The 26333-nt window shown below is 47.0% G+C and carries 24 protein-coding genes; 8 read left to right on the plus strand and 16 right to left on the minus strand.

The window, feature by feature from the left end; translation table 11 throughout:
• Nucleotides 1–201 precede the first annotated feature (201 nt).
• The 4 genes from RJ47_RS15200 to RJ47_RS15215 are packed head-to-tail and all read right to left on the minus strand — an operon-like array spanning nt 202 to nt 2842.
• Entirely contained in the window at nt 202–540 is a 339-nt protein-coding gene (locus RJ47_RS15200; protein WP_039484903.1) for a GFA family protein, read from the minus strand.
• A gap of 53 nt (nt 541–593) precedes the next feature.
• Nucleotides 594–1064, minus strand: a complete 471-nt coding sequence (locus tag RJ47_RS15205; RefSeq protein WP_039484906.1) for a hypothetical protein — start codon at nt 1062–1064, stop codon at nt 594–596.
• Nucleotides 1064–1957, minus strand: coding sequence for a hypothetical protein (locus RJ47_RS15210; RefSeq protein ID WP_231565960.1), 894 nt, complete (start codon nt 1955–1957; stop codon nt 1064–1066). Before RJ47_RS15210 ends, RJ47_RS15205 begins: the two co-directional genes overlap by 1 nt.
• A gap of 3 nt (nt 1958–1960) precedes the next feature.
• Complete coding sequence (locus RJ47_RS15215; RefSeq protein WP_052237964.1) at nt 1961–2842, minus strand: YDG/SRA domain-containing protein; 882 nt, start codon at nt 2840–2842, stop codon at nt 1961–1963.
• A gap of 338 nt (nt 2843–3180) precedes the next feature.
• On the opposite strand from RJ47_RS15215, the gene RJ47_RS15220 reads away from it, so the two are divergent.
• Both RJ47_RS15220 and RJ47_RS15225 read left to right on the plus strand, forming a co-directional pair.
• Nucleotides 3181–4509, plus strand: a complete 1329-nt coding sequence (locus tag RJ47_RS15220) for a sphingomyelin phosphodiesterase (RefSeq protein WP_039484909.1) — start codon at nt 3181–3183, stop codon at nt 4507–4509.
• A complete protein-coding gene (locus RJ47_RS15225) occupies nt 4506–5465 on the plus strand; it encodes a hypothetical protein (RefSeq protein ID WP_039484912.1) in 960 nt (319 codons plus the stop codon). Before RJ47_RS15220 ends, RJ47_RS15225 begins: the two co-directional genes overlap by 4 nt.
• Nucleotides 5466–5552: 87 nt before the next feature.
• On the opposite strand, the gene RJ47_RS15230 is transcribed toward RJ47_RS15225, so the two are convergent.
• The 5 genes from RJ47_RS15230 to RJ47_RS15250 form a co-directional block, all read right to left on the minus strand.
• Nucleotides 5553–6107 (minus strand): hypothetical protein, encoded by a 555-nt coding sequence (locus RJ47_RS15230; protein ID WP_039484915.1) that lies wholly within the window; start codon nt 6105–6107, stop codon nt 5553–5555.
• 157 nt (nt 6108–6264) lie between these two features.
• Nucleotides 6265–7698 carry an ABC transporter ATP-binding protein gene (locus RJ47_RS15235; RefSeq protein ID WP_039484917.1) on the minus strand — a complete coding sequence of 478 codons (1434 nt, stop codon included), beginning with the start codon at nt 7696–7698 and terminating at the stop codon, nt 6265–6267.
• The gene (locus RJ47_RS15240) at nt 7695–8480 is read right to left on the minus strand and encodes an ABC transporter permease (RefSeq protein ID WP_039484920.1); all 786 of its coding nucleotides are present in this window, start codon (nt 8478–8480) and stop codon (nt 7695–7697) included. The genes RJ47_RS15235 and RJ47_RS15240 overlap by 4 nt, the downstream gene beginning before the upstream one ends.
• Nucleotides 8477–9421, minus strand: coding sequence for an ABC transporter permease (locus RJ47_RS15245; RefSeq protein WP_039484923.1), 945 nt, complete (start codon nt 9419–9421; stop codon nt 8477–8479). Before RJ47_RS15245 ends, RJ47_RS15240 begins: the two co-directional genes overlap by 4 nt.
• Complete coding sequence (locus RJ47_RS15250) at nt 9414–10949, minus strand: ABC transporter substrate-binding protein (protein ID WP_039484925.1); 1536 nt, start codon at nt 10947–10949, stop codon at nt 9414–9416. Before RJ47_RS15250 ends, RJ47_RS15245 begins: the two co-directional genes overlap by 8 nt.
• Before the next feature lie 217 nt (nt 10950–11166).
• On the opposite strand from RJ47_RS15250, the gene RJ47_RS15255 reads away from it, so the two are divergent.
• The gene (locus tag RJ47_RS15255) at nt 11167–12120 is read left to right on the plus strand and encodes an AEC family transporter (protein WP_039484928.1); all 954 of its coding nucleotides are present in this window, start codon (nt 11167–11169) and stop codon (nt 12118–12120) included.
• A 15-nt stretch (nt 12121–12135) separates the two neighbouring features.
• On the opposite strand, the gene RJ47_RS15260 is transcribed toward RJ47_RS15255, so the two are convergent.
• Nucleotides 12136–13101, minus strand: coding sequence for a LysR family transcriptional regulator (locus RJ47_RS15260; protein WP_231565961.1), 966 nt, complete (start codon nt 13099–13101; stop codon nt 12136–12138).
• Between the two features lie 46 nt (nt 13102–13147).
• Here RJ47_RS15260 and RJ47_RS15265 point away from each other — a divergent pair, with 46 nt between their 5' ends.
• Nucleotides 13148–14833, plus strand: a complete 1686-nt coding sequence (locus RJ47_RS15265; protein WP_039484934.1) for an amidohydrolase — start codon at nt 13148–13150, stop codon at nt 14831–14833.
• 82 nt (nt 14834–14915) lie between these two features.
• Here RJ47_RS15265 and RJ47_RS15270 read toward each other — a convergent pair whose 3' ends face one another.
• Complete coding sequence (locus RJ47_RS15270) at nt 14916–15581, minus strand: isochorismatase family protein (RefSeq protein ID WP_039484937.1); 666 nt, start codon at nt 15579–15581, stop codon at nt 14916–14918.
• 19 nt (nt 15582–15600) lie between these two features.
• A complete protein-coding gene (locus tag RJ47_RS15275) occupies nt 15601–16314 on the minus strand; it encodes an NUDIX domain-containing protein (protein WP_005470696.1) in 714 nt (237 codons plus the stop codon).
• Nucleotides 16315–16578: 264 nt separating this feature from the next.
• Here RJ47_RS15275 and pncB point away from each other — a divergent pair, with 264 nt between their 5' ends.
• On the plus strand, nt 16579–17832 hold the full coding sequence (gene pncB / locus RJ47_RS15280) for a nicotinate phosphoribosyltransferase (protein ID WP_039484940.1): 1254 nt from the start codon (nt 16579–16581) through the stop codon (nt 17830–17832).
• Between the two features lie 49 nt (nt 17833–17881).
• On the opposite strand, the gene RJ47_RS15285 is transcribed toward pncB, so the two are convergent.
• Together RJ47_RS15285 and RJ47_RS15290 are read right to left on the minus strand one after the other, a co-directional pair.
• Entirely contained in the window at nt 17882–19354 is a 1473-nt protein-coding gene (locus tag RJ47_RS15285; protein WP_039484942.1) for a C69 family dipeptidase, read from the minus strand.
• Between the two features lie 190 nt (nt 19355–19544).
• On the minus strand, nt 19545–20504 hold the full coding sequence (locus RJ47_RS15290; RefSeq protein ID WP_039484945.1) for a LysR family transcriptional regulator: 960 nt from the start codon (nt 20502–20504) through the stop codon (nt 19545–19547).
• 103 nt (nt 20505–20607) lie between these two features.
• Here RJ47_RS15290 and RJ47_RS15295 point away from each other — a divergent pair, with 103 nt between their 5' ends.
• Both RJ47_RS15295 and RJ47_RS15300 read left to right on the plus strand, forming a co-directional pair.
• The gene (locus tag RJ47_RS15295) at nt 20608–21948 is read left to right on the plus strand and encodes an MATE family efflux transporter (RefSeq protein WP_039484949.1); all 1341 of its coding nucleotides are present in this window, start codon (nt 20608–20610) and stop codon (nt 21946–21948) included.
• A 37-nt stretch (nt 21949–21985) separates the two neighbouring features.
• Nucleotides 21986–22441: a hypothetical protein gene (locus tag RJ47_RS15300; RefSeq protein WP_039484952.1), complete on the plus strand. Its 456-nt coding sequence runs from the start codon at nt 21986–21988 to the stop codon at nt 22439–22441.
• On the opposite strand, the gene RJ47_RS15305 is transcribed toward RJ47_RS15300, so the two are convergent.
• Nucleotides 22420–23436 (minus strand): LacI family DNA-binding transcriptional regulator, encoded by a 1017-nt coding sequence (locus tag RJ47_RS15305; RefSeq protein ID WP_039484955.1) that lies wholly within the window; start codon nt 23434–23436, stop codon nt 22420–22422. The genes RJ47_RS15300 and RJ47_RS15305 overlap by 22 nt on opposite strands.
• A gap of 226 nt (nt 23437–23662) precedes the next feature.
• On the opposite strand from RJ47_RS15305, the gene RJ47_RS15310 reads away from it, so the two are divergent.
• Nucleotides 23663–24583 carry an aminoimidazole riboside kinase gene (locus RJ47_RS15310; protein ID WP_039484958.1) on the plus strand — a complete coding sequence of 307 codons (921 nt, stop codon included), beginning with the start codon at nt 23663–23665 and terminating at the stop codon, nt 24581–24583.
• Between the two features lie 69 nt (nt 24584–24652).
• On the opposite strand, the gene RJ47_RS15315 is transcribed toward RJ47_RS15310, so the two are convergent.
• Nucleotides 24653–26281, minus strand: coding sequence for a glycoside hydrolase family 32 protein (locus tag RJ47_RS15315; RefSeq protein ID WP_039484960.1), 1629 nt, complete (start codon nt 26279–26281; stop codon nt 24653–24655).
• Nucleotides 26282–26333: the final 52 nt, after the last annotated feature.

The following is a 26333-nucleotide window of genomic DNA, read 5'->3' on the forward strand; positions in this document are numbered from 1 at the left end:
CGTTGTTATATTCACTACAGCATCCAAAATGAATTGAGTTGCATAAAATTTATGAAGCCGGTTCATAAAATAGATATTTAACTCTAATTTATAAAGGTTTTTCCGGCTATACAACTGGGAGATGTTGCACAACTGATTGAAATATCAAAGATAAAGTCACCAGACTAGAAAGAGAAAAGCCAGACTTGAGCCTAGCTTTAGTTAGTAATTTTTACCGTCAATGAGTCTTAGCGGGATATCTTTCAAGACTTCCTCTTCTGCCATTCGCATATTAATTGCGACGACACCAGAGTCGCACTTCTCGGTCGTTACGTAGTGCGTCAAGCACCCGCACAGATTACAGCGATGAAACTCTACTTCTTTGTCTCCCCAGATGTAAAACACAGGTGGCTCCTTTAAGTAGCGAACCGTTACTTGCTCTGGTGAGTAGTACGCCCAATACGCTGCGTATCGGCGGCAGATCGAGCAATTACATGACGCTATCTCTTTTGGTAAATCCGCTTTAACAACGATGTTTCCGCAATGGCAGGTGATTTCCATATCTTTACACCCTTGTATGTAATTTTCGTTAGCTTTAGCGCCCAAAATACAGCTTATGAGTACTGTTCGATTATTTGTCTAATTCTCATTGATGCAAGAGATATTTGAAAAGCAGTTAAGCCAGACATTGCGATTGAGGCAAGTAATAACACCCCCAAATGGTTTTGATTGAGCTCTTCTGCAAAAAACCAAATCGAAAAAGACATAAAGCAACACAAAATACATATAAAATACGAAGCTATAATACGATCAAAAACTTTATGGAAAGAACACCACTCGTAAAGCTGCTTATTTGATGTTCCTTCAAGAGGAGCAGATACCTTTTGTGCTCTTTGGTGCGTAACACCAAGGAATGCCACTGGGAGTAATGGAATAAATTTCCAAAGCTCATCATTCCCCTTCAGTTTATTACCAACAATGTAAAAAAATTCTGGAAAGTGATAGTTGAAAGCTAGTAATAATAAAAATACTAGTAGCTCAAATGATATCAATGTGAAACGGAAAATATCTATGACTCTACTCATCAATGTCCCAAATGTCGCTTTTCTTTTATGTCGTCAAAAACTTCAACTGCCTTATCAAATAATTCATGAGGCTCTGGATTCTTATCAAATGAAAAGTTCTTCACTGTTTCTGAAGTTTTGATGGTAACAGTTTCGTTGTTTCTTCTTCCTTTCACTGTACCGTGTCCATATCCATCGGCGGCCATTAAAATCGCAGCATCTCCTATGGGAAGTGGTTCATCAGAAACATATTGTTCTTCAGCAGTCTGATTAGCCGCTTTTTCGATATGATAAGGAAGGTCTGTATTTAAAGGTTGGTTATCAGGCGCATCTTCTACGACAGTCATTCGGTCAGTGTTGCGCTTTATCAGATAGTCCTTCAACTCGGCCCAAAGGCATCCAAACATTGGATTTGGAGGAGATATTTTAGCGTTTACATGATAAATGCCATCTAGAGAGGATACCTTCGCCGAGAATGAACGAAGATCAGATACAAGTTCTATATGACAATCGACAAAAAATCGCTGATACGTTTCTTCAATTATTGAACAGAATCGGTTGATGAACGCTTTTTGTTCAATATGGTTATAGACATTGAGAAACGCTATACCAGAATGAGATGGAATATAAACGAAAGGGCTCGACGCTACTTTTAGGTTAGGTTCAATCTGAGTCTCTTCTGTCCTCTTTCTAGTATCAACGACTGTTACTTCACCTAGCGGTTTGTATTTACTCAATCGACCAAATATGTATCTGATTCCATTATGTTCAGCTTCGTGAACATCAATAAACGTCCAAGAAGATCCTCTATAAGAAACTGTAGTGGGCTCTTTAATTGCATCAATTAGTTTCTTTTGATCCAATGTTCCTAGCTTTAATACTCGACCTAAATAATACGTACCGGTGCTAGCCACTAATTATCCTCCAGATTGAATAAAACGATAATTGTTAAAATAATGCTCTCGGTGATACTGAAGAAACTTCTGTTCTATCTTGTGTTTCTTGTTCAGCGTTAACTGTCCGTCTAGACCAATCAAACTGAAATCATCTGCGATAGAAAACACACCGTTATCAAACATCACGTGATGGTTTGGACATAAGCACAGGATATTTTCGACCACATCAGGTCCGCGATGCGGCTCACCCAACGGTTGAATGTGTGCAGCTTCTGAGTAGTACCCCGCTCCAGTATCAATGGCCAAACCGCATACTTGGCATTGGTATTGATGCCAATCTTTTACCTGCTTTGCCTTTTTGTAGTCTCGGACGATCTTGTTGACCGTAACGGCTTGGCGGGACGTTACCTCATAACGTGCTTTGGTTGTGTCTTGTACCTCTGCCGCAGGTTCCGAATCAATTTGGACAAGTTTGTAACGCCATACTTTGAAGCCAGACAATCCACGCTCGCACCAATAGTCTTCAACGCGGTATAAACCCGCATATTGGTAACCTTTGGCTGGAGAATAGTGGCTTTGATGTTTATGGCTTCGGGTAACCCGGACAGGTAAATCCTCTAACTTATTTCTAGCCAGAGCGAGGTTTGTACGTTCTAGTTTTTGATCGGCTATTTGTCTGCCGCTGTTTTCATCGCGGCCACCAGCACCGGTATAGATAATGACATTGCCAAAATCTTCGTCGTCTTCATAACCGCCGGAAAGCACGATTGAGTCAGCGCCTTCTCTAGCGCCGCCACTAATACCAGCTTGCATTGGAGGATGGATGCCAGATTTGGCTAACGCGGCTCGATTTTCGAACATGTCACCGACTTCGGTATCGGGTATGTGTCCAAAAACTCTCATAGTAAACCCTTATGCATGTACAACTCAGTTAGAAAGAAGGTCGTTGCAATGACTGTTCTCTAACAGAAACATACGCTTACGGTAGCACAATCAACTGAATGAATAAGCCCTAGCCCATCTCATTTTTGACAAGTAATTTTTATAGTAACAATCGTTTTGAATCATATAGATAAAAATCACAACATAATCAGTGGGAGATTCAACAGCGCATTAATCCGAATAAAGATCACAACTCACGAACTCTTTCTGGTGAATCGTCACTTGTCATCCATATTTAACGTGCCAGTCATATTAATAAATAAGAATGATTGCTCTAACACAAACTATGGAAAAACAAGATGAAATTGACGCAGTGGACTCTTTTGCTAGGTGCTTTGGTTGCGCTACCTAGCTTAGCCGATACGGATGTATACCTGACGAATAACTCGGCTCAGCCGCTAACCATCCAAGTGAAACACGAAGGCAGTGATTTACTGAATTACGGTGAAGAATGGCAACAGCATGTGCAAGTGCTCGGCCCTTGGGAAACCAAATCAATATTGAGCTTTAACCGCTGGGAGGGCGTAAAGTCAGGCCAGCAGTATCGCTTCGACACCGTGGTTTCTAACCCGCGAGGTGAAAGCGTCACCTTGAATCAGGTAATGCAAGGTCATTGGTACAACTCAAGTATTGAATACGGCGTCTCTGCGGCGGATGTGGATCTCGCGCTGAAAGACGATCGCAATATTCACCGCTCTAGTACCGACGCATTTGGTGACCGCACGTCAGAACTGGCGTTTAAGTCTGCCAGCACAGCTCGCTATGATGATTTGTACTACACCATTACGCCTAGCAAGGTAGATGAAATCGTCGATACCGATGAGCAAAACCTCAAGCTGATGACTTACAACATCTGGGCACTTCCGGCGATTGCTTCTCACATTGGCGATCGTTACGAACTGATTCCTGACTACGTCAAAGGTTACGATGTCTTAGCGCTGCAAGAGGTGTTTGCCAGTGGGCGTGATGCGTTCTTGCGTGAGCTTGCAAAAGAATACCCATACCAGACTAAGATGCTCGACAAAGATGGCTTCAACATCCATGACGGCGGCGTCGTCATTGTGAGTCGCTACCCTATCGTTAATCAGGCTCAATACGTATTCCCAGATTGTTCGGGTACGGATTGCTTTGCCGATAAAGGCGTGAACTATGCGGAGATAATTAAAGGCGGTCAGGCTTACCACGTGTTCGCAACGCATACCGCCTCTTTTGATACCGACACTGCACGTGAGTATCGTCAGCGTCAGTTCAAGCAGATGCGTGCTATGGCGAAGTCTCTGAACATCCCTAGCGGTGAAACTGTGGTTTACAGTGGTGACTTCAACGTCAACAAACTGAAGTTCCCTGGTGACTACCAGCAGATGATTGCCAACTTGAGTGCAATCGAGCCCCAGTACTCTGGTTATACCGCTTCGACCTTCGATCCTCGCATCAACAACTTTGCCGGTGAGGCTTTATCTGGTGGCGAGAATGTGGAGTACCTCGACTACGTGATGGTGAGTAATGAATACGGCGTGAAGTCATTTAACGATAACCGTGTCGACGTTCCACGCTCTACCGCTGAGAGTTTGTGGAAACACTACAATCTGTCGGATCATTTCCCTGTTAGCGCTGTGATCAAGCCATGAAGCGTATTCTACTAATCTCTGTGCCCGCCATTTTGGCGGGCATAGTTTGGGTTTCTGTTGCTGGGGATGAGAATCAAGAAGCGCCACTACCGATAGCACCCTCTTCAAATAAGGCAGAAGTTCCATCGCCCAACGACGTTTTTGCAAGTTCAGTTCAAAGCGCAGACGAACAACCTGAGTCAAAAGAAAAACACTCAACATCCCCAATCAATGAGATTGCTGAAGTGTTAAGTGACGCCAAGGGGCGAGCATTGAAAGGTGAAATCGAATCCTTTTGGCATCGTTGCACAACCCGCAACAACTGCGAATCTCAACTTACCGAACTGGAAAGCCGTTTATCGAAAGAGCGGTTTGCTTTGCTCGCGAACTACCATCGGCTCAATAATGAATGGCAGCAAAGTGTCGGAAACTTGTTGTTTGATGATCAGCAACCGCTCGCCTCTCGCATCGCTCTTCTCAAATCGGAAGCAAGAAAGATATGGGGAGAGTTGGCAGATGTCATTTTTGATGATGAGTTTGTGCTGTACGACTTCAGTTTAGAGGCAGAACAGTTAGGCGCAGCGCCCGCGCAAGACTACGTACAAGCCTTTGACGATTTAGTGAAAAATTGGCAAGGCAGTGAGGAAGCTCTGGGATTAACCAGTGAGCAAGCAAAATACGAACGAGCCGTCACGTTAATTCCGAACCATATTAGCCAAAGTGAACGCGAGGCGTTAGTTCAGGCACTTGCGCAAAAATACTTGACGCAAAAAGAGAGTGACGACATTCAGGCTCGCAAGCAGCAAATCGTCGATCAGCAACAGCAAGTTCGTGACTATCAACACGAGTTAGAACAACTGAAATCTACCCTAGAAGCGCAGCGTTCAAGCAGCCATGCCCACATGTCAGAGTCACAATGGCAGAGCTATTACCAACAGCAGATCGCGAGCTTTCGTCGTGATTTCTTTGCAAGCTAAAGCCGAAATATATGGATAGAAAACACGTAGTAGCAAGGCATATCGCTCACCAGAATGTGAGCGACAGCCACTAATTTGAACTCGTGATTACAATACGCGCAAGCACTTTTCCGGCGGCAAGCTCAACAGCGTGTTTGCGAAGTTTATCTTCTCATCTCGCCATCTTGCCGCAGCTTCGCGGCTATCTTGTGATTGGCGATCGGCTTCAAAATAGGTTTGTCGAGGCAAACCATTCGCTGGCGTCATCACCATGGATTGCTCGTTGGCTCGAATGGTAAACAAGAACTGTCCACGTTGACCAGATTGGGCGGCAGGGTGATTCAATGTCGTATCGCAGCAGTAGCGACGATCTCGCAGCGCTCGACATGTGTATTCAAAAGCGTCTTGGACACCGCGGCCAGGAAACGCCGTATAGATGCTAATGCCGTCACGCTGCAGCGGGAAGTCTCCAGCAGACAGTTGCACCGCATATTGCATCATCCGAAAGCCGAGCACGACCCCACCAATACTATTTAAACCACTAAACTGAATGGCTCCTTCCAAGCTTAATTTCAGTCGGTCTTCACCTTCATACAAATAGAGATCTGGAGATACCCAGTCGCTTTTTGGAATCAGAAGTTGTGTGATGTCGGAATGTCCCATTTTAGTCTCCAAGATTGAAGTTTATCGCGAGACATTAAAGATATAATAATGATAATTATTATCAATTAATTTATTTAATATTCAGCGCATGTGCACGACTGGCTCCTTCGCTAACCTCTTTTACCAAAAAGGCACAATTGAAGGAGCCGAATGGGGACTAGGTCGACACGGGCGTCATCGCCACCTTATTACTCAAAGCTTCAAGCGAATATTGATGCAAATTGATGACCTTATCGCATAGCTTTCGCAACGCCTCCTCGTCGTGGCCAATGATGATCACGCTACATTGTCGCTCAGTCGCCAGAGAAGTGAGCAACTGAAAGGTTTCTGCCGCTGTTATGGGGTCAAGCCTTGAAGTGGGTTCATCTGCAATCAACAGCTTAGGTTTCATTAGCAATGCACGTAAAATAGCGAAACGCTGTAATTCTCCTCCTGAAATCTGCCTAGGTGTTCGTTGTAGTAACCCCAAGTCTAATTTCAGTAATCGCATCAAGGGCGCTATCTCCGCCTCATCAAAAGAGTGAATTTGCTGTAAATCACTCAGTAGTTGATTGAGCGTAACGTGTGTAGCAAATGCACTTGGCGGGTCTTGATAGAGCTTTAGCTTTTGCCCAACACTGACCGTTTGGTGAAACACAATCTCTCCAGAACTTGGCGTGAGTAACCCTAACACCGCATCCGCCAAACTCGTTTTACCACAACCACTTTGACCATAAATTCCAACCACTTCGCCCTCATCGACGTGAAGAGAAACCTTGTCAAACAGGGTGGTTTGATTTCGACGCAGTGATAGGTTTTCTATACTCACCAGAGGCTGACCTGAGCTTGCAGAGGCTCGCTTTGGCCAATGTTTCGGGCTCGACTCGATAAGCGCCTTGGCGTACTCAGATTTCGGATTGGCTAAGATCTCATGTGCGATTCCGGATTCCACCACTTCACCCTGTTTCATCACAATCATGTCTCCCCCTAGCCTTTGCGCCAGCTCGATATCATGAGTGATGGTAATCAATGCGCCCTGTTTTGCGTGCGCTGCGAGCATGTCACCAACAATGTCGCAATGGTCTCGATCTAGCCCTTTGGTGGGCTCGTCCGCTAACAGCAATTCTCCGCCAGCCTGAGTCGCGCATAAATAAGCGACTCGCTGCGCCATTCCACCTGAAAGCTGGAAAGGATATTTTTGTTTCGCGTGACTAAGGTTCATGCTCTCAAGCGCTGATTGAGCTCGTTTTTTGGCCATCGACGCAGGAGCCTGATTAACGAGAGTATGAACCTCTTCAATCTGTTGGTGTGCGGGCATAATAGGGTCTAGCGCAAGCCATGGTTCTTGAGGAAGCAACGCGATTTTTCGCCCCCACATCTGCTGCAACTCGCTTTCACCGACCGCTCGGTCATGGAGGTAAATCTGCCCCTTGGCAACCAACTCTTTTGGCAGGGTTCCGGTTAGCGCAGCCGCAATCAAACTTTTTCCCGCCCCTGTTTCGCCAAGAATCGTAAGCGGCTTTCCCTTAGCGAGGGTAAAACTCACCGGGTCAACTAAGACTTGCTGCTCCGTTTTTACTGACAGTGATTCGACACGAAGAAAACAATTCATGACTTTTCCCCACTCGCGAGTAAATGGAACCCGAGTACTAAAACAAACAAGGTGATCAGTGGCTGCGCTAACACCCAAGGTGCAACTTGGTAGTAACGAAACAGCTCTACCATCATGAGTCCTAACTCCGCCTCTGGTGGCTTAAGCCCTACATGCAAAAAGCCGAGCGAGGCAAGCGCGAGTATGGTGTTTCCAGCCCCAAAGCAGCAGAGGGTGAACACATCTTGACGGCAGTGGGGCCAAATATGACGTTTAAATACATACCAAGAGCCAAACCCATACAACACAGACGCTTCAACTTGCGGAGAATGAATCAGAGATAGCGTTCTATTACGCACCACTCGGTAGAACTCAACCCACAAAATAAGGGCGATTGCGACGTACAAAATCGTAAAGGATCCCGGTACTAGTGCGGCAAATAACAGCACTAAAATCAGCCCCGGCATTGCGAGGATAATATTCATCACAAAAGAGAAACTTCTCTCCCACCACCCTTTGCGCCACCCTGCGAGTACGCCTGCAACAATCCCTAACGCAGCAGAGGTCAATACACTTAACCAAGCCAATGTTAACGAGGTAACAATCGCATCACTTAAACGAGCAAAGTTACTCCGACCAAAATGATCGCGCCCCAGTGGCTCGGAGAAATCAGGCAAAGAAAACGCCAATGAGAGTTGCTGTGCGGCTGGGTCACTATTGAAGAGCAGTTTTTGCGTCAACACGAGCAGCAGTGCAGCGCCGATAATCGCAATGCCCCAAATTTGTTTAGCAAGCAGTTTCATTGCGTCGCCTCCTGCTGTTGTCTTGGATCAAGTTGGTAGGTCACGAGGTCAATAAAGGTGTTGATCGCAACAAACAACAAGCCCATCACCAATGCTGTTCCTTGGATCATTGGGATATCTCGAGCGAAAATCGCGTGCGCCAACGCGTGGCCGATACCTGGCCAAGAGAAAAGTGACTCGATCATGATGATGCCTTCCATCAAGCCAATGGTTTGAATCGCTAAGAAAGTGACAATCGGAATCGCAATATGGCGCTGTGCGTGATGCTGGAATGCTTGCTCAAAGGTTAGTCCTTTTAGTCTGGCAAACTTAAAGTATGGTGCTGTAATCGCACTGCGCGTCGCGTTGCGAATAAGCCGATTTGACATCGCCGCCAGTGAGAGTGCTAACGTCAAGCCCGGCAAAAAGAGATGTGCTGCACTGCCAAACCCCGCCACAGGAAACAGCCCTAAGTGCAGTGCAAATAGAATCGTCATCACTAAGCCAATCACAAAGACTGGCTGAGCGCGGATAAACACCGAAGTAATCAAACTCCACTTATCAGCCGCCGAGTTGGCATGTTTTCCACAATAGACACCAATAGGTATCGCGATAAGGGCAGACAGTAACAAAGCAACCAATGCGAGCAGCAATGAGTGACCAAGCTGATGCGTTATCTCTTCAATGACGGGGGTGCCGCTAATCAGGGAACGACCGAGGTCAAACTGGAGCAGATCCCACAACCATTGAAAATAAAGTTCAAACCCAGATCGGTCTAAACCGAGCTCCGCACTGACTGCTTGCGCCGCTTCTGCATCCACATAGTCGTAACCATATCGACCCGCAGCGATACGAAACGCAAAATCCCCCGGAAGTAGGCGCATCAAAATGAATGTCAACGTGCCGATACTCCAAGCCACCAACGTGGCTTGGAACACTCTTCTAAGAAGGATGTTAATCATTCAGCGTCATCTCTGAAATTCGGTAGTTGATCTCAAACGGGTCAAAGCTAAAGTTGCCGACTTTCTTATTCACCGCCACAAGTTGGGTGTAGAAAGTGATAGGAATCAATGGCATCTCTTGCGCAAGAATTTGAGACGCTTGCTGCGCTTGCTGTTGGTAATCAGCGCGATCTTTTGTGGCGCTCAAGCGGCTTAGCAGCGCGCTAAACTCTTCCGATGACCAGTTCGTTGGTCCCCAATCGCTACCTTTATGCTCAGCAAAGTCTTTAAGAAGCAGCGCAAGGGGATCGACCGTGGCGCCAAAGTTACGCGCCACGAGTGCCAACTCAATTGTGCCATCTTGATGCTTCGCTGGAATCGCACTGGAGTTATCAATGGAGATATCAACTTGAATGCCGACTTCCTTCAATTGCGCTTGAATAGCGGTAGCGACCACGGGCAGTTCTGGACGATCTGAATAGGTAGTCAGATTGACAACAAACGGCTTGCCTTCTCGCTCTAGGATGCCTTGTTCGTTTTGCTGCCATCCTTGAGAAGCAAGCAACGATTTCGCTTTGGCAATATCACGAGACGTCTGCGCGAACGCTTCAATGTGCCAAGCCCCTAACGAAGGCGCAAAAAGCTGGTAGGCTTCAGAGCCCGGCATGCGAATGATCTGCTTGGAAATACCGGTACGATCGAGCGCTAAGCTCAGCGCTTGGCGTGTTTGGTACGAGTTAAGATACGGATGCTCGTTGTTCAGTTTGAGCAAAATTGTCCGAGGAATAGATTCGCTCACGACATCGACATTCTCTGTTTGCTGCAATGGCGCGATGCTTGCTGGATCGAGGGTGTACACGATATCAGCCTGACCTGTTTGGGCGAGCAGAGCACGACTTTCAGCACGATGACCAGCTAGATATTCGACGTTTTCAATCTTGGCTTTGCTGCCCCAATAACCCTCGTTACGGGTCACATGAATTTTATGTGGCGGGACAAGTTCAGCAATTTTGTAAGGGCCAGTACCAGCCAGTGAAGTAGAGGTTCCTTCTTCGTTGTAGCTACTCGGAGAAGCGATCGCTACCGTGTAATGAGCCAAAACCGACAACATCGGGTTATAAGGTTTAGACAGGCGAAGTGTCAGCTGATTCCCGTTCGCCACTATCTCTGAAATAGGCGCACGCTTAATCACGCCCGGCTTCGCCATCGCATTTTCAAGCGCCAATTTAACCGCTGCCGCATCCAGTTTTTCGCCATCGTGAAACGTTACCCCCTCTCGGATATCGAACGTCCACTCGAGGTCATCAGGACTCACGGTCCACGCAACAGCGAGTTGCGGCTCCACTTGGCCCTTTTTATTGATCGCGACCAAAGATTCAACAACCTGCATTCGGGTGAACATATAACCATCTTTCGAGAGATCTTGGCTTGAGTATTCAAACGGTCCAGAGATTTTTAATGCTTGGCTTGACGTGGGTTGAGTGAATTGCGATACAGTGACCGCCGCAATAGCAACGATTGCGGCGATACCCGCTATCCTAAATTTCATTATTCATGTCCTTAAAAATAAATTCAGTGCAATGTTATAACATAACAATATTATCAATCAATATGAGAATGGATATCAATAAGAAACCGGAACGTGTCAGTTCATATCCGACATGAAATACTGCCAAACCTCTAAAATCTGGAACATTTCTTACATCTCCAACCGACGCACTCTGATAAGGTATTGAGAAGGGATATTTTTTTGTGTGATGAGTCGAATGGATTTACTCAGCCAGTTGCAATTTTCTGTATCAATCACGGGGCCAATTTGTTTGATGTTGGTGCTGGGTATCGTATTCAAACGTATTGGTTTGATAAACGATAACTTCATTGAGGTCGCCTCGAAACTGGTGTTTCAGGTGACACTCCCTACCATGCTCTTTCTGAGCATCGTAGTTTCAGAACATGATATCTCTGCCGCGAGTCACTTCATCTTGTACGGTGTGCTGTCCAGTGTAGCGTTTTTCGTGTTTACATCAGTTTGCGTAAAGGCGCTCTTTCCAACCTCTCCAGACCAAGGCGTGATCATACAGGGCGGGTTTCGCGCGAACACTGGCATTATCGGCATCGCTTATGTTGCCAATGCCTATGGTGAGCAAGGCATCGCATTAGGCGCGATATTTGTCGCCGCAACCACATTGGTTTACAACGTGTTGGCGGTGATTTGCCTCACTCCTAAGCATCAAGAATCGGGGGTAAAGGTGGGCAAAATGATGGCGGCTACGTTAACCAAAAATCCTCTCATTATTTCGATTTTACTCGGCATCGCCTTTTACGTTCTGAGTATTCCTGTACCAACCATTGCGATTGATGCAGGTAACTACCTTGCCAAAATGACATTGCCTCTCGCCCTTCTATGTATTGGCGGCTCCCTCAATTTAAGCTCTCTCAAAAAAGAACAAGCGCCCTCTTGGACGGCAAGCGGATTTAAGTTGGTGGCCGCACCAATACTCATTACTGGATGCGCCTATTGGTTAGGGTTTGAGGGGATGGAGCTCGGAATCATCTTCTTTATGAACGCTGCACCAGTGGCATCTGCCAGTTACATTATGGCAAGGGCAATGAACGGAAACGCTGTGCTCGCGGCCAATATTATTGCGCTAACCACGACAATGTCTACCGTGACTTGTACTCTCGGATTATTGCTACTCAGTGTATGGGCACTTATTTGACGAAAAGCGGGAAGACTAGTTCGAAGACAGATCCCACCAATCGTGCATCCAATCAAGAATTAGAGAAAACTCTTCAATATCTGACTTACCAAAACAGAAAAAGGCATTGAGCCCAAATCGAAGCGACTGCTCGACCTCATTCAACTTGATCTCGACAAGCTCCCCTCTTTCTACCCAAGGGGTCATGTACCGCTTAGGCATGGCCGTCCAGCCATTAAATTTCACCAGCTCGCACAGTAAATCACTATTGCTTACAGTATGAACTTTGGGTGAGAGCTTCACGCTTAATAAATCAGAATTGAACGTGGCAAAATTCTCGGTGATGTATTGAGTTTCTAGCATGAGTTCTTCAAGTTTGAGCGCTTTACGCTGCACTAGTGGAGAGTTCGAACCAACATAAAAACCCACTTCAACATTGCCTAATGCTCGCCAAGTGACTTCTTTTTCAGCCGTTGCCTTACCACGATAAGGCAAGATCGCGATATCACACGTCCCTTGTATCAAAAGCTCCAACGCTTGCTCACGGGTTCGATGCAGCCAGTTAACGGTGAGGTCTTCGCGATAGCTAAGCAGTTGGTGCTCAATATAAGCAATAAGATCCAATGGTGTGATCACGTCATAACAGATATTGATTGTGTGAACATCAGTTTCGTACAGTGTCTGGCTCTGAGCAAAGAGCGACCGATTTTGTTTCTCAACAAGTTTGGCACGTTGATAAAGCTGAGCCGCTTTATCTGTAGGCACCGCTTTGCGCCCCTCGATTTCAAAAAGCGGGTAACCGAGCAGATCCTCGTAGGCTATTACGTGCTCTCGTACTGTTGTGCGTGACTTACCTAGGTGTTTTGCCGCGTGGCTGTACGATCCTAGCTCAAAGACAGCAACAAACGCACTGATCTGTTCCAACGTATGCACTCGATACTCTCCAGTAAAATTCGTTAGGAATAACCTAACATAACTGATTTTTTTGTTTTGTTTTTTCATGGAAAAATCGAAGTCAGTTCATGATTTCTGGCTCGGAGAGAACAAAATGAAAAGGTTTCCGCTAACACTTATCGCCGCACTTATTACCCCATCGGTATTTGCCAACGATGCAGATCTTATTTTTACCAATGCTGATGTCATCACCGTGACAGGTGAAAACGCTCGCGCACAAGCGGTTGCGATTAAGGATGGCAATATCGTCGCGGTGGGTTCAAACCAAGATATCCTCAAGCAAAAAGGCAAAGAAACTCATGTGCGCGATCTTCAAGGAAAGACGCTTGCTCCAGGTTTTATCGATAGCCACGGCCATTTCGCACAGTACCTACCACTGATTGAAAGTGAGTTCCTTTACCCAGCACCTATGGGCAGTACCAATTCTATCGAAGACATTCGCACTCAAATGACGCGCTACTTCACTCAGCCAAATTTAGATAAAGACATTTTGCATGTCGCCTTTGGTTATGATGATGCCGAGCTAAACGAAAAGCGTCACCCTAGCAAAGAAGAGCTCGACCAATTTACCGGTGATTACAACTTCTGCGCGGTGCATATTTCTGGGCACCTCGCAACATGTAACAGTAAAGGCCTAGAGTTTATTGGCTATACAAAGCAGACCCCAAACCCTGAAGGAGGCGTTATTCGCCGTGATGGGAATGGTGAAATGACCGGAGTTTTGGAAGAGTCTGCGGTATATGCAATTTTAGGTAACCTACCTGAAATGACCCAACAAGATGCGATTCGCCGCTTTGGTAAAGTACAAGATATGTACGCTAGCTACGGCATCACAACCACCCAAGAAGGGCTAGCTACCATGCCAGCGCTACGCGCAATGAAAACCATGGCCGAAAATGATCTCATGAAAATCGATCTCCTCGCTTACGCTAAATGGGTGGATTTAGAAGAAGCGATTGAACTGATGCCAATGAAATCGACCATCAATGGCTTTACACTTGCGGGCGTTAAAATGGTCGGCGATGGATCACCTCAAGGTAAGACTGCTTACTTATCAACACCTTATTATGAGCCACCGCATAGCCACGCCTACGACTACCACGGTTATCCAGTGCTGAATCAAGAAGAAATGAATCACTGGGTAGAAACAGCCTACAAAATGAATGCACAAATACTTAGCCACAGTAATGGTGATGCTTCCGCGGATATCTTACTCAATGCGGTTGAGCGTGCGGATGAAAAGCTGGGCAAGGAAGACCGTCGTACTGTGGTGATTCATGCGCAAACCACTCGCTTAGATCAGGTTAAGCGTATGAAAAAGAATGAAATGATCCCTTCATTCTTCCCTGCTCACACCTATTTTTGGGGAGATTTTCATAAGAGTTCGGTACTTGGACCATGGCGAGCGTCAAACATCTCACCGATGGGATGGGCAAATTCAAATGATCTCATGTTCACCATTCATATGGATGCGCCCGTGCTCTTCCCAGATATGATGACCAACATGTGGAGCGCAGTAAACCGCGTCACTCGCAGTGGCGAAACTCTGGGTGAGCATCATAAGATTACTCCGTACCAAGCATTGGAAGCCGTGACGATTAATGCGGCTTACCAAAACTTTGAGGAAACGACTAAGGGGACAATTGAAGTGGGTAAGCGTGCTGACTTCGTGGTATTGGACTCAAACCCGTTAGAGGTCGCCCCTTCGGATATTAATCAGATCCAAGTGCTAGAGACGATCAAAGATGGCAAAACGGTGTTCCAGCGTAATCAAGGCTAATTGAGACAACCTAGCCAGTTGGACATTTTAAACCAAAGCGAGGCAACAATGCCTCGCTTGATTGTTTCTCTACGATGGCTACTTATTTGTCATTGCCACTCACAATGAGCTCTGAAGCGCTCTCAACAAGAAGCACGCCCTTTTCAGACAACGCTTGCGCGACATCCTCAGCATTCTCCGGAAACACTGCTCGCGTCGAGGCTAGATTCAGAATCACCCGAAAGCCTGCATCCACCAGCTGTTCTACCGACTTCTTAACACAAAAATCTAACGCCAAGCCCCCGACAATCACGGTATCTATGCCTTTAGATTGCAGAAACTCGATCCCGCCTGTCGACAGCGTATCTGCTTGGTCATGGTAGAAAGCGCCATAAGGGTGCGCGTCTGGGTCGATGCCTTTGTTCATTTGGAAGTCGTAGTCACGAATCGCTGGCAAGCCGGGCAACAACTCAACGCCCGAAGTACCGACCACACAATGCGGGTTCCACTTAATATCCACTTCTGGCAGCCCAACAGGTTCCAGCATGTTCGCTGGAGTTTCCGCTTCCCACGCTGCGCCTGGAGGGTGCATATCTCGCGACACGAGCTTAATACTCGCTTTACTGTGGTTGGCAATCAATTCGTCGACGATTTCCAGCGCCCCCGCTACAGGCAGTTCGTTCGGGCAAAGCTCACTAAAGCCTTTTTGCGGGTCAACATCGACGGCCGCTGTTTTCGATTTCTCAATCTGTACCGTTTTCAAAGACATGGGTTATTCCTTATGCTGTTCAACGCAGGCACGTTTGAAAATATGTCACGCTTTTTTCGCTCAAACTGTAAACCTGAGCAGGCTTGCCGCCTTTTCCTTTGTTGGTAGACGCCATCTTGTTAGCACTAACAATCACGCCTGTTTCTATCAGGCGTCGTTTGACCGTCATTCGGTTAATTTCAACGCCAAACTCAGCGTACGCGGCGATAATGTCAGAGACTAAAAACTCTTTGTCCAGAGCGAATAACGCCACCGATGTGTACTCAACGGCTGCACGCAACTTACGCCACGCCAGTTTAATCAGCTCCGCGTGATCAAACGCGAGGTCTAACGCATCTTGAAGCACGTCTTCTAACGCAAACCAGCGAAGCTGCTCTTGGCACAAGCCACAGTTTTCTATTTGCTCGACATTGGCTTGATTGAGCAGCGCGTAGTGCGCAATTGTCACACTCCACCCTTCAGGGTCACGTTTGGGGTTACCATCTACCATGGGTTCGCTGATGTAATTGGGGTACGTGTGAATTTTTTGCCGACAAATGCGTCGCCTCGCGGCATCAAAATCTTGATCGGCGGGTTGCCCACCTCGCTCCGTCCAATCTTGTTCAAACACGAATCCACCCGGAATCGACCACATACCATGTTGCGGTCGCTCTGGGTTGTTGCGCTTGATTAACAACACTTCCAACCCTTGGCTGCCGAGCCTAAGACATATCATGTCAATGGTGACAATCATTTACGTTTCCTACATCCTTCTCTAGTGCGTACATTATCACCGTCCAATACAATTTCAACCAGAAAGTAACCTTTTGTGATTAACCGGCATTCTTTTCTAATTCGAGATAGCCTGCGTTTAAATTGATAGTAACTTCACCTAATTATTAAGAGCGCGGAACTTAGTTTGATGGCAAGGCTAGTTAGTAACACAATTTGACAAACCCATTTTGGTTGATTAGAGTTCGAGCAAGTAATTAAGCTGAGTAATAGATAGGATGGCATCATGACCACCTCGCTTTTCAATCAAAGCATTATTCAAAGTGCACTCGATCTCGACGTGTACAAAATTAATATGATGCATGCCGCTTACAAGCTGTATCCCAGCACCCAAGTGCGATATGAACTTATTGTTCGTTCGGATGAAGACTTGTCCGATCTTAAACATGACGTCGAACATGAGATTCTTCGCCTCGCCAAGGTCAACTTCAGTGATGAAGAGCGCCGCTACCTGACTGAGCAAGCGCCTTACCTTGATAGCACGTTTATTGACTACCTAGCAGAGTTTCGTTTTCGTCCACAGTCTCAGGTGGAAGTGCGTGTTTTACCGACAAAAAGCAAAGACCAATTACGCGTTTCTATTCGAGGTCTTTGGCATGAGACGATCTTGTATGAAACTCTGGTAATGAGCATCATTTCCGAAGTGCGAAATCGCCGTCGTTGGCCCTCTATTCCCTATGCACAATTTCAGAAAACGTTAGTCGATAAAGTGAATTGGTTGCGTCGCGAACTCAAGCACCGAAACATCACCAACTTCCAGTTTTCAGAAATGGGCAGCCGACGCCGATTTAGCGCGCAAGTTCAACATGACGTGGTGGATTATTTACGCCAACACGCCTCAGATCTGATGTCGGGTACGAGTAACTATCACTTAGCTAAACAGTTTGGTCTCACACCTATTGGTACTGTCGCCCACGAGTGGTTTATGGCACATCAGCAATTAACAGAGCCCGCAAAGTCTCAACAGGTTGCCCTTGATCAATGGCATACCACCTTTGGCGGTCAACTCGGTATTGCACTCACCGACACCATTGGGATTGACGCCTTTCTCGCCGACTTCAGCCTTGAACGCGCGAATGCGTATGCTGGCGTGCGCCATGATTCCGGTTGCCCCTACGCGTGGGGTGACAAAATGATCGCGCACTACGAAGCATTGGGAATCGACCCGAAATCCAAAGTATTGATCTTTACCGATGGACTCAATTTTGAACGCGCATTAGACATTTGCGACTACTTCAAAGATCGCGCTAATGTCAGTTTTGGAATTGGCACCTTTTTAGCCAATGACATGGGCGACTGGCGTAATGATAAGATTCAGTACCAACCCCTCTCTATGGTGGTCAAACTGGCAGAATGTAATGGACAGGCGGTCGCCAAAATCAGTGACGAGCCTGAAAAAGCGATGTGCGAAGATGAGGTATTTCTGACGGAGTTAAAGCAGAGCTTTGGTCTTATCTCTGCGCTAGATAAAGCAAGTTAGATTCCTTAACCAAGAACGGAGCCAGTGGCTCCGTTTTTCGTTGGGTGAGTTATAAACTCATGATCTTTTTGAACTCTTCTTCGGAATACTTCTTCTCTGTACTCTTGGTCAAATCGGTCATCATTTTATAGCGAATATCTGTCGCCATATTGAGTGTCCGTTTAAGCTGACCATAAGAATAATCCGCTGCCATATCGAGAGCCGCCTGCTTATCTTGCTTGTACATGTCACTGAGCGTCGCATCGAGGTGTTGCACTTGTTTATACAAACGCGTTTCTTCTTTGTCCCACGTCTGTTTTAGCATGGGCAAATATTTGTCTGGGTTCGCTGATGCAAGGGCAGTCAAGCTTCTAAACTGCCAATAAGCCGAGTCGTCGCTGTAGGTGTCATCCCCCACTTGGTAAGCCTTAGGGTATTCCTGTAACGTTGAGTAGAGCGGAACCAGAACAGACTCTGGCAATACGCCAAAGCTTTGCCAAATCACACCTTGCAGCTCTTTGGGCATCTCCGCACGAAGCTGAATAATGTGAGATTCTAACTGGCGTTCAACGCGAATTGGACGTTTCGCTTTGCCTTCTAGTGCAGTTCCATCGTAAGTTGCACTCAACACTTCAGCCACATCTTCAACACTGATTTTGTCATCCGGCTGCATAAACAGCGGATATTGTGCTAATCGGCTTTGCTGATACTTCGATGGCGTCAACATCTTTTGCCCGAGCCATTCACGGTCAATGTTGTATTCATCCCCCACCACGCCAAACGCTTTAGCAAAGTTGAATGATTGGCGATCAACCTTGTCGAGCAACTTGTGCTTTTCTACAAACTCAAGCATGCCTTGCGAATGCAGAACCTCCTCGCTGGCAAGGTCGACGCCATGAATACGCAGTCCATTGGCAATCATCGCGTAGCTGTTGTCGGGCACTTTAACCGCAATCCAGTGATGACCCGATCCAATTTCAAACAGCCAAGCTTCATTGACGTCGGCGATATAGAGGCTATTTCCTTCCCCCGCCCCATATTTTTCAATGTAGTCTCCAAGCAGTTCCACGCCTTGCTTGGCGCTCTTTGCTTGCGGGAGAATCAAAGTGGGAATAATCGCTTCAATAATGCCTGGTTTCACCAAAGGGTCCGCTTTGGCAACTTTGTCATTCACTTCAGCACTGGTGGTAGCCGACACCGCGACGTTGTACTCGTTAATGCCGCGTTCTTCGTAGTATTTGCCGTCACTGTCAACGGTGATGGCGTCCCAATCGGGAATAGAAGAGTAAGCCAAGAAGTGCTCAGGCATTGGCACCACCAAGCCATTACCGAGTGTCCAATCTCCCGGCTCGTTATCTTGTGCAGAGCGATACTCAAGGTACTTGTTCCAGTTGTTGATGCCGAAGTCTTCGTTGCGAGCGATCATAATGCTGCCATCAGCCGATGCCCCTTTACCAACAATCAAACCCGTACACGCAATTGCATTACCACTGAGCGCCACAGCAATGGCGCTCGCGGCGAATGTCACAGACCATGTTTTCATCTCTTCTATCTCCATTTTGGATCAAATTAGGCGAATTCAGCTTCAATCTGTGTTTGCAAATTATTATTGTTTGGAAAGCTGTTGTTGGCAGTCTAGCGAGGTATTGGCGAGATTAATGATCAATGGATCACAGAATACAGACAACAAAACGTTGAATAAATATCTGAAAAATATGCAGTTTATGGATATTTTAGCGAGCCCACTCAACGTGTTCACACTGCCAACCAAACTGTTCGCAAAGCGATTGCAACTCTTGCACTTCTGCTTTGGTTTGCTCGGTCAGCCATTCAAGGATCTCATTGGCGATTGGAGTATGGTTTTTCTGATAACAGAGGTAGTGCCAATCACTGTGCTGCAACGCGATGTTTTCTGGGCACTTGAGGAACTTTCGTTTGAGTTCAGGTAATACCAATAACAGATCAGTCACCGTCACTCCTTGACCAGACAAGCATGCACTTAACGCCAAATCTAAACTGAAAAAGACCGTGTCTCTGCCGCGCTTTTTCCCCTTCAAATTCGCGTTTGCAAGCCACAGTTTCCAATCTTGATGATCAAGCGTCGCGTGGAGGTGAGGCAACTCAAGCACATCTTCAATTTGAATGGTTTGTTCAGACATCAACTCTGCATAAACCGGAGCCATGTATTCTGCTCGTAAAAAGCGAATCCCCGGCAGACCCAAGTAGCGATCTCTATGGCGAGTATTTAAAATCAGTAGATCGCAGTCTTCGTGCTCTAGCACCGGATCTTCTTCAATCGACGGGATGATAACAATCTCGTGTTCGGGGTATTTCTCATTGAGCAACGCGACGTTAGGCATCAAAACACGTGTCGCGTAACTGAGGGCGCTCTTAATCACAATCCGCTTTTTAACTGGCGCTTTCCACTGGGTAATCAATGCATCTAGGTTATGGTAGTTTTGACGCAAAATTTGGTAGAGATCTTTGCCATGTTCAGTCAGTTCAATAGAGCGGTGCTTGCGGATAGCCAAGCTGACACCAAGTTCGGTCTCAAGTTGCTTGATCTGCCGACTCACGGCGCTTTGCGTCACATTGAGTTCATCTGCCGCGGCGGTAAAACTCATCAAACGCGCGACAGCTTCAAACACTTTGAAGGCATTGTGAGAGTATGGAAGATTGGAGTAAGGTCGCATCGTCTTTCCCATGAGTTTAAGTCATGTCAGATTGGCATAAATGTCATTTGAACGCCAGCAAGATTATTCGTACCTTTGTGTGATACTGATCACGAGGCGCCCAATGAAAAAAATTCTCTCACTTGCTATCCCACTCATCATTTCGCAAATGATCTCCATGGCATTAGTGTTAACCGATGTTTGGATGATGTCGCGCTTGAGTGTTTCTGCGATCGCAGCAGGTGGTTTAGGGGCGTCGGTCTACTCTTTTGTGTTTATCATTGCAGGCAGTACGGTTGGCTGCGTAGCGAATTTAATTGCCATCGCTTATGGGCAGCGAATCGCTCGCCCTGAGTATGGCAATCAACAAATTCGTTTAGCCGTGAAAGGCGCGGTCCTTTTGTCTTTGGTGCTTTCTGTTGTACTAACAATTAGCTTTGCATTTGTTCCTCAACTGCTTGCACTGGCAAACCAACCCACTGAGCTCGCACAGCCGGCGATGGCGTATGTCGACACCTTAAAATGGGCGATGTTGCCTTCCCTACTGCTGCTAGTATTGCGTGGTTTAACCAGCGCCTTTGGCAACGTGCGTTCAATTATGGTGATGTCACTGCTTACCGTGTTGCTCAATGTGCCAATCAGTTACCTGCTCGCTTTCTCACTGGGTTTTGGGTTAGCTGGATTAGGCGCGGGAACGGCACTTGCGGCGACAATCGTGATGGTTGGCTATGGCATCTGGGTATTTAAGCGCCCTGAGTACATGGCATTTGCCCCATGGTTGAATCGAGAAGAGTATTCTTGGTCATTGCTAAAACCGTTGCTCGCCATGGGATTGCCCATTGCCCTTGCTGCGCTGCTTGAGCATGGTCTGATTTATGGCGGAACGTTAATGGCAGGGACAATCAGCATCGCTGCCTTAGCTTTACACCAAATTTTGCTGCAATGTTTGAGTTTCACTTGGAACATCAACTTTGGTTTCTCGCAAGCCGCGGCCATTCTTGTTGGGCAAGACTTCGGCGCCGAAAACTACGACGGTATCAAACGTACCGCCCTGCGCAGTTTTGGCATTACCACCGTATTAAGTGTGGTGTTAGCGGGTGGATTTATGCTGTGGCCCGAGTTTATAGCTAGCCTGTTCAATCTTGATGCTGAGCTCAGCACTCTTTTGGCCATGGTGTTATGGGTAGTAGCACTGTCGTTTGTGGTAGACGCTTGGCAACTGTTAGCAATCAACCTATTACGCGGAATGAAGATCGTGATGGGACCGACCATTATGACCGCCATTGGCTACTGGGCATTTGGCTTACCGGCTGCGTGGATATTGATGCCGCAATTTGAATTAGCAGGCATTTGGGGTGGTATTGGCATTGGTTTGGGCGTAACTGGAGTACTGTTACTGGCGCAGTTACTGTTTGCCATTAAGAAAACCCGTCATCATCAACCCCTTGCTGTCGCGGCTGGCTAGCCGTTACTATGTCGCCGAAATTAAGGCGAGGCGGTGCATGACTGATTTAGAACTGGAATTTGAACACATCTACTTAGAAGTTCGCGGCCAAAGATGGCAGCACATCGAGCGATTCTTGTTGAGTTACTTCTGCTATCGGGAGGGGTTTATCTCAAGCAAAGGCAAACCCGATTGGGAACTTGCTCGCGCCTCTTGCCCGCGTTCTTCTAACGTTCACTCTTTAAAGCACTCAACACTTGAACCAATCGTGCCACTTAATGTGATCATTGGCGAGATCAAACGTTACTGGCGAGATGGCGATCTGACACCAAGTAGCCTCAGACGAATTTTGGATAGTTTGCTGCGCTTCATCACCATCGACAAACAAGAAAAATCCGCCCTCAAAAACGCAGGACTAGAAAAGGCAATGCCCGCTTGCTGGTATCAATCGGAGCAAAGAGACCCAATGGCACGCTTTACTCACGTTAACATTCATTTGTTGGCTGATACCTGACGACGATAGTGAATTTTGGCAGGAATGCTGATCTGTTCTGGCGCTTTGCTCGGTTGCTCTAACACAGATTGTCCGGCATTGAAGAGGGCTTGAGCAATAGATTCGCAATCTTGCTCTACCGAATCAATTTTCAGCGGTAAGCAATCAAGAATGTCATAGTTGTCGAACGTTGCGATCTGAATATCGTCCGACAGCATGTCGTGCTCTGTTAGATAGCGGAGTACCCCTTCAAGCAAGGAGTAAGAGGCGGTAAACACCGCCTTAGGTGCACAGCCACGACTAGAAACTGCATTCGCCATCAAGTCATAACCTGATGAGGGTTGATAGTCTTTGTTGAGCACGTGTTCTTGTCTAAAGTCGATACCCGCTCGCAGCAAAGCCGCTTGGTAACCGATAAATCTATCTCGGCTGGGCGACAAATCCATCTGCCCGCCGATGTACCAGCACTCGTCTACTCCCTCAACCAGTTTGCTCACCACCTCTTGAGTTGCACTCGCGGCGTCCGTTTTAATGGTTGTAAACGCACTACCCTCAAACACTCGGTCAAACAAGATGATCGGAGTTGTTTGCTTAACTTGTTGTAAATACTGCTCATTGGTGAAAGAGGTCGCGACAAACAGCACATCAACTTGTCTATCCACCAAACTTTGGATGACTTGCTTTTCCATCTCAGGGTTGTCATCGGACGACGCAATCAACAGCTGATAACCGTGATTTCGGCATAAAACCTCAAGCCGCTTGGCAATAGAGGCGAAGCCCATGTTGGCAAGATCCGGAATCACTAAACCTGCGGTATACGTCTGTTTAGATTTTAACGCTCGCGCATAAATACTGGGGGAATAATTGTGGGCTGCGGCAATTGCCTCAACTTTCTTAACCGTCTCTTGGTTGATTCGGTGTTTTTTCGCATGCCCGTTGAGCACAAAGCTTACCGTCGATTTTGAGACACCCGCTAACTGAGCAATATCAGCCAGTTTTAATTTTTTAGTGGTCATTTTTTCCCTGAGCATTTGACACTTTGCCCGTCTATTCTACTGTCATTGAGAAAGATTTCTAATGCTTTCCGAGTGGAATGACGATCGCTTTGCATAGCCGCTCAAAAGATCGTTTTAGATCACAAATTACACTCGCTCTTGGCTGTTTTGGCGGATTCGAATAGCAAGCTAAACCGTTTTAGCCGTATAATTAGCGCATCAACTATGAACGACTGAGGTAACAATCATGAACAGAGTTTGGGTAACGGGAGACGCGGTTGTCGACTTGATTCCAGATACACCATTTACCTACCTAAAGTGTCCAGGTGGCGCGCCTGCTAATGTCGCGGTCGCTATCGCTCGCTTAGGAGGCAACAGCGCTTTCTTTGGTCGCGTTGGTCAAGACCCACTCGGTCGTTTTATGAAACAAACACTCTCAGATGAGGATGTCGACACAGAGTTTATGCGGCTTGATGAAGCTCAGCGTACGTCAACCGTGATCGTTGATCTTGATGATTCTGGCGAACGTAGCTTTACCTTTATGGTGAAGCCGAGCGCTGATCAGTTTCTCGAACTTGCCGATATCCCAACCTTTCACGCGGGTGAGTGGCTGCACGTGTGCTCTATTGCCCTCGCGAACGAACCAAGCCGCAGCACCACTTTAGAAGCCATGCGTCAGATTAAGGCGGCAGGTGGTTTTGTCAGTTTCGATCCCAATTTACGTGAAGAAGTTTGGGCAAATCCAGAGGAGCTAAAACCAGTGGTTAACCAAGCGATTGAGTTAGCCGATGTGGTGAAGTTTTCTGATGATGAGTTGATGTTGCTGACAGATTCAGATTCGTTAGAGACCGGATTACAGGTCATTGAGAAATACACCAACACGCTGGTACTGATCACTCAAGGCGCCAAAGGCGCACTGGTTGTGTTTAACCAGCAACAACGCTTGCTATCAGGTCAAGCGGTCAAACCGGTGGATACCACAGGCGCAGGGGACGCGTTCGTTGGCGGATTGCTTGCCAAACTGTCACAACATAATGACTGGGCCAATACGGATACAATCGAAGCCGCGGTGCAATGGGCGAACGGTTGTGGCGCACTGGCCACCACTCAAAAAGGCGCGATGACGGCTTTGCCTAGCGAACAAGCACTGCTCGATTACATTCAATAATTCATTCCATAAACCCAAGCAGTAAAAAGCCCCAACGTTTAGAGTTGGGGCTTTTGAGTAATGGATGACTTAATCTGCAAATGGCGGGCGACTTGGATTTAAGCGCTTCACTCGCGCCAAGCTCGGCGTACCCGTGAGTGAGATTCCCGTGGCGTGTGGCTCGGTATACACTCGAGATGTCATTACCGCATCGCCATCATTGATGAACACTTCAACCGAGGAACTATCGGCTAAAATGCGCAAGCGAATCTTGTCACCAGTTAGCGGCAATTCGCGTATCGTATCCTGAGCGCGATTAAGAGTTTGAGAGCGATCCATCACAAACGCTCGGCGCGATTGATCGGCGATCAGCATCAACTGACTTCCCTCGCCCTCAAATAGGTTTAGCTGGCTACCCCACTCTAACTCAATGCTTAAATCGAAACTCTTGGTCTCGAGATTGTAACCTTGATCACTGAGCATTATCGATTGCTCCGGCTGAGCCAAGGCATCTAGCTCAGCGATGGGCCACTGCACCAATCGACCATCTTTGACCGATAACTCTCTCATCAACGTTAATTGATGAAGCCAGCCATTATCGACCGAAGGTTGGTCAATTTCATCGGGTAATCCCATCCAGCCGCACATCACGCGTCGCCCATCAGGTGTTAGCATGGTTTGCGGTGCGTAAAAATCAAAACCATAGTCTAGGTGCTCAAAGTCCGACAGCTCAATGCCCTTGTCTGACTTGAACCTTGCCCGAGCGATGCCATTGTGATGCGGGATTGTGTTGTGCTCTGAAAACGACTCAATACCTTGCGGGCCAATGACCGCGAACGTTTCGTCCCCGATGCTGAATAAATCGGGACATTCCCACATGTAGCCAAAATCGCCGAACTCTTGACCATATAAACCGTCAAACTGCCAAGTGTGCAAATCCTCAGATCGGTATATGGCGAGTCGCCCTTTAATATCCGACGTTTGAGCACCAAGCAACATCAACCAAGAATCATTGTGGCGCACAATTTTAGGGTCACGAATATGGGGCGTTACCCCTTCAGGCAGTTGCTCGATAATAGGGCCATGCTTGGTGAAGTGAATACCATCTTGTGAAGTGGCTAAACACTGGGTGGTATGGCGGTCACGCTGTTCACCAATCCGTGTATTGCCAGTGTAAAACAACATAAGTTGATTCTGATGGCTTAAGGCATGACCGGAGAAAACACCGTGTGCGTCAAACCAATCCGAGGGCGTAAGCGCAACAGGTTGCCACTGCCAATTGACCAAATCAGGACTGGTTAGGTGCGCCCAGTATTTGTCTTTATGCACGCACGCATGTGGATACCACTGATAAAACAGGTGGTACTCGCCATTGTGGAAAATGAAGCCATTTGGATCGTTGAGCAAACCTTGTGGCGGTGAAATGTGCCAACTTGGGCGATGGGGGCATTGGGCTGGCTTGGTAGCGTTCGCTAGTGCTAACTGCTGTTGCTCTGAAATCATTCGACCTATTTTAAGCAGCGCTTCTTCATCAAAACAGCGAGTGCGCTTAAAGGCGACTTGATGCTCTCCAAGTACCTCTCTAATTGCAACGATTAAAGAGCTATCAGCCACTTTGCTGACATCCTCTACCGCAATGATTAGCTCGTCTTCAGGGGCCAAAACCCGAGTTATATTGTTTTTTCCACCACAGAGTGAGAGATAGTGCTCAACGGACATTGGATCTTACCTAAAAAATTGGGAACGTTTGCAAAATACATCATCAATCTGG

It is taken from the genome of Vibrio sinaloensis (assembly GCF_000808535.1).
GTDB lineage: Bacteria > Pseudomonadota > Gammaproteobacteria > Enterobacterales > Vibrionaceae > Vibrio > Vibrio sinaloensis_D.

What these genes read in the sequence shown, in the direction of transcription:
- RJ47_RS15230 (WP_039484915.1), bottom strand. Translation starts at nt 6,107, where the DNA reads ATGGGACATTCCGACATCACACAACTTCTGATTCCAAAAAGCGACTGG.
- RJ47_RS15225 (WP_039484912.1), top strand. Translation starts at nt 4,506, where the DNA reads ATGAAGCGTATTCTACTAATCTCTGTGCCCGCCATTTTGGCGGGCATA.
- RJ47_RS15260 (WP_231565961.1), bottom strand. Translation starts at nt 13,101, where the DNA reads ATGAAAAAACAAAACAAAAAAATCAGTTATGTTAGGTTATTCCTAACG.
- pncB (WP_039484940.1), top strand. Translation starts at nt 16,579, where the DNA reads ATGACCACCTCGCTTTTCAATCAAAGCATTATTCAAAGTGCACTCGAT.
- RJ47_RS15265 (WP_039484934.1), top strand. Translation starts at nt 13,148, where the DNA reads ATGAAAAGGTTTCCGCTAACACTTATCGCCGCACTTATTACCCCATCG.
- RJ47_RS15285 (WP_039484942.1), bottom strand. Translation starts at nt 19,354, where the DNA reads ATGAAAACATGGTCTGTGACATTCGCCGCGAGCGCCATTGCTGTGGCG.
- RJ47_RS15235 (WP_039484917.1), bottom strand. Translation starts at nt 7,698, where the DNA reads ATGAATTGTTTTCTTCGTGTCGAATCACTGTCAGTAAAAACGGAGCAG.
- RJ47_RS15200 (WP_039484903.1), bottom strand. Translation starts at nt 540, where the DNA reads ATGGAAATCACCTGCCATTGCGGAAACATCGTTGTTAAAGCGGATTTA.
- RJ47_RS15250 (WP_039484925.1), bottom strand. Translation starts at nt 10,949, where the DNA reads ATGAAATTTAGGATAGCGGGTATCGCCGCAATCGTTGCTATTGCGGCG.
- RJ47_RS15275 (WP_005470696.1), bottom strand. Translation starts at nt 16,314, where the DNA reads ATGATTGTCACCATTGACATGATATGTCTTAGGCTCGGCAGCCAAGGG.
- RJ47_RS15240 (WP_039484920.1), bottom strand. Translation starts at nt 8,480, where the DNA reads ATGAAACTGCTTGCTAAACAAATTTGGGGCATTGCGATTATCGGCGCT.
- RJ47_RS15300 (WP_039484952.1), top strand. Translation starts at nt 21,986, where the DNA reads ATGACTGATTTAGAACTGGAATTTGAACACATCTACTTAGAAGTTCGC.
- RJ47_RS15305 (WP_039484955.1), bottom strand. Translation starts at nt 23,436, where the DNA reads ATGACCACTAAAAAATTAAAACTGGCTGATATTGCTCAGTTAGCGGGT.
- RJ47_RS15270 (WP_039484937.1), bottom strand. Translation starts at nt 15,581, where the DNA reads ATGTCTTTGAAAACGGTACAGATTGAGAAATCGAAAACAGCGGCCGTC.
- RJ47_RS15205 (WP_039484906.1), bottom strand. Translation starts at nt 1,064, where the DNA reads ATGAGTAGAGTCATAGATATTTTCCGTTTCACATTGATATCATTTGAG.
- RJ47_RS15295 (WP_039484949.1), top strand. Translation starts at nt 20,608, where the DNA reads ATGAAAAAAATTCTCTCACTTGCTATCCCACTCATCATTTCGCAAATG.
- RJ47_RS15310 (WP_039484958.1), top strand. Translation starts at nt 23,663, where the DNA reads ATGAACAGAGTTTGGGTAACGGGAGACGCGGTTGTCGACTTGATTCCA.
- RJ47_RS15255 (WP_039484928.1), top strand. Translation starts at nt 11,167, where the DNA reads ATGGATTTACTCAGCCAGTTGCAATTTTCTGTATCAATCACGGGGCCA.
- RJ47_RS15245 (WP_039484923.1), bottom strand. Translation starts at nt 9,421, where the DNA reads ATGATTAACATCCTTCTTAGAAGAGTGTTCCAAGCCACGTTGGTGGCT.
- RJ47_RS15215 (WP_052237964.1), bottom strand. Translation starts at nt 2,842, where the DNA reads ATGAGAGTTTTTGGACACATACCCGATACCGAAGTCGGTGACATGTTC.
- RJ47_RS15290 (WP_039484945.1), bottom strand. Translation starts at nt 20,504, where the DNA reads ATGCGACCTTACTCCAATCTTCCATACTCTCACAATGCCTTCAAAGTG.
- RJ47_RS15220 (WP_039484909.1), top strand. Translation starts at nt 3,181, where the DNA reads ATGAAATTGACGCAGTGGACTCTTTTGCTAGGTGCTTTGGTTGCGCTA.
- RJ47_RS15315 (WP_039484960.1), bottom strand. Translation starts at nt 26,281, where the DNA reads ATGTCCGTTGAGCACTATCTCTCACTCTGTGGTGGAAAAAACAATATA.